7 protein-coding genes are annotated in these 5,660 nt (G+C 64.4%); 5 read left to right on the top strand and 2 right to left on the bottom strand.

What is annotated here, in order from left to right:
* From BGI27_RS17290 to BGI27_RS17270, 5 genes are all read left to right on the top strand, one after another.
* Positions 1-376: TrbL/VirB6 family protein (locus BGI27_RS17290; RefSeq protein WP_478210108.1), on the top strand; the 376-nt coding region annotated here is incomplete at its 5' end.
* Between the two features lie 17 nt (positions 377-393).
* Complete coding sequence (gene trbF, locus BGI27_RS17285) at positions 394-1,098, top strand: conjugal transfer protein TrbF (protein WP_095526026.1); 705 nt, start codon at positions 394-396, stop codon at positions 1,096-1,098.
* Complete coding sequence (trbG, locus tag BGI27_RS17280) at positions 1,095-2,087, top strand: P-type conjugative transfer protein TrbG (RefSeq protein ID WP_095526025.1); 993 nt, start codon at positions 1,095-1,097, stop codon at positions 2,085-2,087. Before trbF ends, trbG begins: the two co-directional genes overlap by 4 nt.
* Before the next feature lie 2 nt (positions 2,088-2,089).
* Positions 2,090-3,379, top strand: coding sequence for a TraB/TrbI/VirB10 family type IV secretion system protein (locus BGI27_RS17275; protein WP_095526024.1), 1,290 nt, complete (start codon positions 2,090-2,092; stop codon positions 3,377-3,379).
* Positions 3,376-3,606: a DUF2274 domain-containing protein gene (locus BGI27_RS17270; RefSeq protein ID WP_095526023.1), complete on the top strand. Its 231-nt coding sequence runs from the start codon at positions 3,376-3,378 to the stop codon at positions 3,604-3,606. The genes BGI27_RS17275 and BGI27_RS17270 overlap by 4 nt, the downstream gene beginning before the upstream one ends.
* A 38-nt stretch (positions 3,607-3,644) precedes the next feature.
* Here the strand turns inward: BGI27_RS17270 and BGI27_RS17265 are convergent, their stop codons facing one another.
* Entirely contained in the window at positions 3,645-5,378 is a 1,734-nt protein-coding gene (locus BGI27_RS17265; protein ID WP_095526022.1) for a UvrD-helicase domain-containing protein, read from the bottom strand.
* A 3-nt stretch (positions 5,379-5,381) separates the two neighbouring features.
* Positions 5,382-5,594 carry a hypothetical protein gene (locus BGI27_RS17260; protein WP_223871893.1) on the bottom strand — a complete coding sequence of 71 codons (213 nt, stop codon included), beginning with the start codon at positions 5,592-5,594 and terminating at the stop codon, positions 5,382-5,384.
* Between the last annotated feature and the right edge of the window lie 66 nt (positions 5,595-5,660).

The raw sequence follows: 5,660 nt of genomic DNA, 5'->3' as shown, positions 1-5,660 counted from the left end.
GTTTCAGGCGGGTTCCGCCGCTGCGGGCGGCGGGGCCAAGGGCGCGATGGCCGGCATGGGCAACGTCGCCAAGACCGGCGCGCAGGAGGTCGGCCGCCGCGCCGCATCGGGCGCTGCCGCTGCCGGGCAGAAGGTGGCCGATTCCTTCCGGGCCGGCTGGAACGGCCCTTCCGCCGATGACGGCGCGGGCATGGCATCCGGCAGTGGCGCGACCGATGCCGCCAGCCCGCAGAAGCAAGCGCAACCCGCCTGGGCCAAGCGGCTGCACCGCCGCCAGCAGATCACCCATGCCGCGACCACCGCCGCCCACACCCTGCGCGGTGGCGACGGCGGTGGATCGGGTTCCGGCCCCAGCCTGCGCGATTCCGATACCTGACTTCAAGGAGAACCCCTATGCGATTCAAACGACCGCAGGTGCGCTACGCCGATACGCCGCAGCCCGCGACCCCCTACCAATCCGCCGCGCAGGTGTGGGACGACCGCATCGGCTCGGCCCGCGTGCAGGCCAGGAACTGGCGGTTCATGGCCTTCGGCTGCCTGTCGTTGGCCGTGCTGATGGCTGCCGGACTGGTGTGGCGCTCGGCGCACTCCATCGTCACGCCTTACGTCATCGAGGTCGATCAGGCAGGCCAGGTGCGTGCCGTGGGCGAAGCCGCCACGCCGTACCGGCCGGGTGACGCGCAGATCGCGCACCATCTGGCGCGCTTCGTGACGCTGGTGCGCTCGCTGTCCATCGACCCCATCGTGGTGCGGCAGAACTGGCTGGATGCCTACGACTACACCACCGACAAGGGCGCGGCGGTGCTCAACGACTACGCGCGCACCAACGACCCGTTCACCCGCGTCGGCAAGGAGTCGGTGACGGTGCAGATCACCAGCGTCGTGCGGGCCAGCGACACATCGTTCAACGTGCGCTGGACGGAGCGCCGCTACGTCAACGGCGCGGCCGCCGGGCTGGAGCGGTGGACGGCCGTGGTGTCCATCGTGCTGCAAACCCCGCGCACCGAGGAACGCCTGCGCCGCAATCCCCTGGGCATCTACGTCAATGGACTGTCGTGGAGCCGCGAACTGGATTCTTCCGATGGAGCCAAGCCATGACATTCCCTTTGCGTTTTTACGTCTTTCCGTTGATCGCCTTCGTCTTGGCGGGCTGCGCCACGCAGGGCAAGCCGCCGCCCGTGATCCCCCTCGATGAGCCGGTGGAAGCGCAGTTCATCCCCGAGCCGCCGGCGCCGGTGGAAGTCGTCGCCTTGCCCGAACCGCTGGCGCTGCCCGCGCAGTTGAAGCCGCTGCCGGAAGGCGGTGAAGCCCGGCCCGCGCCCGAGCCGGCCGACGAAACCGTACGCGTGTCGAAGGCGAATACCGAGGCGCGCGTCGCGCCGACGCGAGAGGGCTTCGTCAATGCGATTCAGGTGTGGCCCTTCACCGATGGCGCGCTGTACCAGGTCTATGCCGCGCCGGGGCGCGTGACCGTGGTGTCCTTGCAGCCGGGCGAGGAACTGGTGACGGTCGCTGCGGGCGATACCGTGCGCTGGATCGTCGGCGACACGTCCAGCGGCAGCGGCGATGCCTTGCGCGTCAATGTGCTGGTCAAGCCCGTGCGGTCGGGCCTCAAGACGAATCTGGTCATCACCACCAATCGGCGAACCTATCTGCTGGAACTGACCTCGACCGAACGCGCCTGGATGGCGTCGGTGTCCTGGGACTATCCGCGCGACCGGATGCTGGCCTTGCAGCGCCAGGCGCAGGCGGCCAGCGCCGCCGCGCCGGTCGATGCCGGCCTGTCGCTGGAGCGCATCCGCTTCCGCTATGCGATCAGCGGCAGCAATCCGTCGTGGAAGCCCCTGCGCGCCTTCGATGACGGCGAGAAGGTCTATATCCAGTTCCCGGCCGGCATCGCCCAAGGCGATCTGCCGCCGCTGTTCGTCATCGGCGCGCAGGGCGACGGGCAACTGGTGAACTACCGTTTCCGCTCGCCGTACTACATCGTGGATCGGCTGTTCGGCGCGGCCGAACTGCGCCTGGGCGGTGACAAGGGCGACGTGGTGCGGATCGAGCGCACGGACGGCGTGGCGCGGAGGAACTGACCATGAGCCAGGACGACACGCCCGACCTCGCCATCCCGCAGACGGACAAGCTGGCCCCGGAGGCAGTGGCGCTGCGCGTCCAGCCGCGCCCGGTCACGCGCCTGAACCGGCGCGTGCTGGCCATCCTCGCCGGCGGCCTGTCGGCCGCCGTGCTCGGGGCACTGATGTGGTCGCTGCAACCGCAGCGGCGCGGGGCCAACGAGCAGACCGAGCTTTACAACGTCGATCGCGTCTCCAAGTCGGAAGGGCTGGATGCGCTGCCGGCGGATTACTCCAAGCTGCCGCCCACCTTGCCGCCTGAGGTGCCGGAGCTGGGGCCGCCGCTGCCGGGTGATCTTGGGCCGGCCATCGTCAATGCGCAGCGGCCGACACCGGGCTACGCGCCGCCGGGCCACGACCCGGCCGAGGCCGAGCGCCTGGCCCGCTTGAAGGAGGCCGAGGAAGCGGCGGCATCGTCGGTGTTCTTCCGCTCGGGTTCGCATAAAGCCGCGCCGGTGGCGCAGTCGCAGGTGGCCGCCGCGCCGGGCTTCGCCGCCAATGCGGCGTTCGACCCGATGGCCGCCGGGCCGGCGTCGGTGGCTGCGCAGCCGGCCGACCCGACCGCCGTACAGAACCGGCAAGACCAGAAAGAGGCGTTCCAGAAAGCCGGAACCACGGAAACCCGTAATTCCGGCAACCTGACCCTGCCGGCTTCGCCGTATCAGGTCATGGCCGGGACGGTGATCGCAGGTGCGCTGGTGACGGGCATCAAGTCGGACTTGCCGGGCGATGTCATCGCCACGGTGACGGAGCCGGTCTATGACACGGCTACCGGGCGCTTCCTGCTGATCCCGCAGGGTTCGCGCATCCTGGGGCGCTACAACAGCCAGGTCAGTTACGGGCAGAGCCGGGTGCAGGTGGTGTGGAACCGGATCATCCTGCCGGACACGTCTTCGCTGACGCTCGACAACCTCGTGGGCACCGACCCGGCAGGCTATGCCGGCCTGGAAGATGACGTGGATTACCACTGGGGCCGCATCTTCGCGGGCGCGGCGCTGACCACGCTGCTGGGCGTCGGCGCCGAGCTGGCGGCGCCGGAGAATCGCCAGGACGGCAACCGCGTCATCATCGCCGGCCGCGACAGCGCGCAAGACAGCATCAATCAGGTCGGCCAGGAGATCACCCGGCGCAATCTCAACATCCAGCCCACCTTGACCAGCCGGCCGGGCCTGCCGGTGCGGATCATCGTCGCGCGGGATTTGACGCTTCGCCCGTACCAGCCACTCATGTTCAATCGAGGCACATCACGATGAACGTACCGACGAAGAAGCTGCGGCTGGGGCCGCTACCGAAAACCGAAGCCACGAAGCTGACCTTCGCGTGCCCGGCCAACCTGAAAGCCGACCTCGACCGCTACGCCGCGCTCCACGCGCAGACCTATGGTGAAGCGGTCGATGCGGCGACGCTGATCCCGCATATGTTGGAAGCGTTCATGGCGGGAGATCGGGGGTTTCGTCGGAAACCAGCAAGGAAAGAGTAGTCGCTTGCAACGGAATCAAGACCGCAGCGACCTTGCTTCTATAGTTGATGCCCTTGAAGCAAGGCGGTTGGAGTGAACATATCGCAAAGCATCAGCACATGATGCCTGGCGCGGGTGATGCCAACCCGCGCTAGTTTGCGACAACGAGGGTGAGGCGCAGCCTCTTGGGTGAAAAGCAGAGGGCTGCTGTTCGGATCATCGAAAATGATTGCTGCGTCGAACTCTTTGCCTTTCGACTTGTGAATGGTCATAACGTGGATACCTTTTAGGTCGTTGCCGCCTGACAAGAGCTGGTCTTCGGCGATGGCCGTATCAAGTGCGCTGCGGGCATTTCGATACGCTCCCTGCGTTTGCCAAATTTCGGTCAGTGCTGCCGAGATACGACGGCCACGCTGGAAGGCGACAAGTTGTTCAGCATCCTCTGCGACGGCTTGAAACGGGTTAGCGCCTGCGTTGCGAAGGATGCTACGCGCATCCAACCAATCCTTTTTCGGGTCTCCCGTGAACTCGTGAGCGCGCAATGCACGCAGTGCATTTAAGAGTTTGGATGCCACTCCATTAGCGCGCGGGGAAGTGCCGCCGCGGCTTTGTCCCGCACTTGTTGCCAACCGCTGCGCGGTGGCAAGGTTGGTATTTCCGCCGCGTGCCCGGAAAACCATTGCTGCAAGGTCAAGGCCGTCAGCCAAGTCCAGTAGCTCCTCTGCTGGTGACCTGCGAGGTTCCAGCATGAACGCTACCATGCGACTCGAAAGCAGTACCGATGCTTCGTCGATCATCACTTTATGCAGGATCAAGTTCGTGCCATCACCAGTTAGCGCACGGGAGATGACGTTAACGCCGCGCCCCCATGTTGCCAGTACGGCTAGGCTCTCGATGTCGCCTTGGGCTACTTCCTTTGCGCGCTGAATGGCAATGCCGATTGCTTGGCGAATCGCACGATCACGGTACTCTCGATTGGCACGATAATTCATGCGCGATACGCCACGATATGCTGTGCCTCTCGGTGTGTTCAGTAGTACGTCGTTGGCGAAGGCGACGATTTCCGAGTCTGGACTTCGGTGATTCTGACCTGCCAAATCTACGCGCAGCGGTTGCAGGGCCGCCATGATGTGCGTTACTCGGTCTGAGCTAACGCCTGGCCGGAAGTCGTAGATTTGCTGATCCAAGTCAGCAAGGCACATCATTTGTGTGCCAGTGGATAGCAACCGAACACAGTGCCACTGATCTTCTGCGGTGTCTTGCGCCTCGTCCACAACGATCAATGGATAGCATGACGAGAACAATTCGCGCAGGCGTGCGCTTCGAGACAGCAGGTCGTGAGCTTTTGGGGCGAATAGGTCGAAGGCGACCCTACCTGATTCCCGAAATAGCCGTTCGCGCTCGATATCCCAATCGCCGCCGTTGTTCTCGAACTCGTGCTGCATTGCCGCCTCATCATGAGGCATCAACAGGTGCAACGACCTTGGTGTACCCAGCAGGTATCCATAAGCCTGCAAGATGCGCCAAAAGAACGAGTGGAATGTCTGGATGGAGAGCTTGCTTTGCAAAGCGGCTGGCAACTGCGTCTTGCTTGCTTCGGCGACACGCGCAACGGCAGCACGCGAGAAGCTGAGAAACAGGACGGATTGACCGGGCGACAAGCCCCTTTCGATCACGAGTCTGGCTTTGGCTAACGCGATGGTCGTCTTGCCGCTGCCTGGGCCACCTGTAACGAGGATGGCCCCGTCCTCATCGAGAATGCTTTGTCGCTGTGCGCAGATGACCAAGGCCACGATTTACAGTTCCTCAGGGTCTTCGGCCGCCGCCCTGTTGTCGCCCGGCACTTCGTTATCGGCACCAGCTTGCGCGGCAAGTGCTTCCTTGCGCTTCGGCTTCGGATAGCGTTGATAGATGTCAGTGAGAAAGTCGGTGATGGTCTTGGGTAACTCGGCCACAGCACAGAGTTGCAGCAGCTTTGCCGCGCCACCTTCGCCTTTCAGTCCTTTCAACGTAGAGATAGTGAATCGCCCCGGGTTTCCTAGACAGCCCCGAGCTTCATGAAATACTGTTTTTCA

Origin of the sequence: Candidatus Dactylopiibacterium carminicum (genome assembly GCF_014736495.1) — a bacterium.
GTDB lineage: Bacteria > Pseudomonadota > Gammaproteobacteria > Burkholderiales > Rhodocyclaceae > Uliginosibacterium > Uliginosibacterium carminicum.
This window is presented reverse-complemented; position numbering and strand designations above follow the sequence as displayed.

Coding starts and splice junctions, on each gene's coding strand:
- trbF (WP_095526026.1), top strand. CDS start 394: ATGCGATTCAAACGACCGCAGGTGCGCTACGCCGATACGCCGCAGCCC.
- trbG (WP_095526025.1), top strand. CDS start 1,095: ATGACATTCCCTTTGCGTTTTTACGTCTTTCCGTTGATCGCCTTCGTC.
- BGI27_RS17275 (WP_095526024.1), top strand. CDS start 2,090: ATGAGCCAGGACGACACGCCCGACCTCGCCATCCCGCAGACGGACAAG.
- BGI27_RS17270 (WP_095526023.1), top strand. CDS start 3,376: ATGAACGTACCGACGAAGAAGCTGCGGCTGGGGCCGCTACCGAAAACC.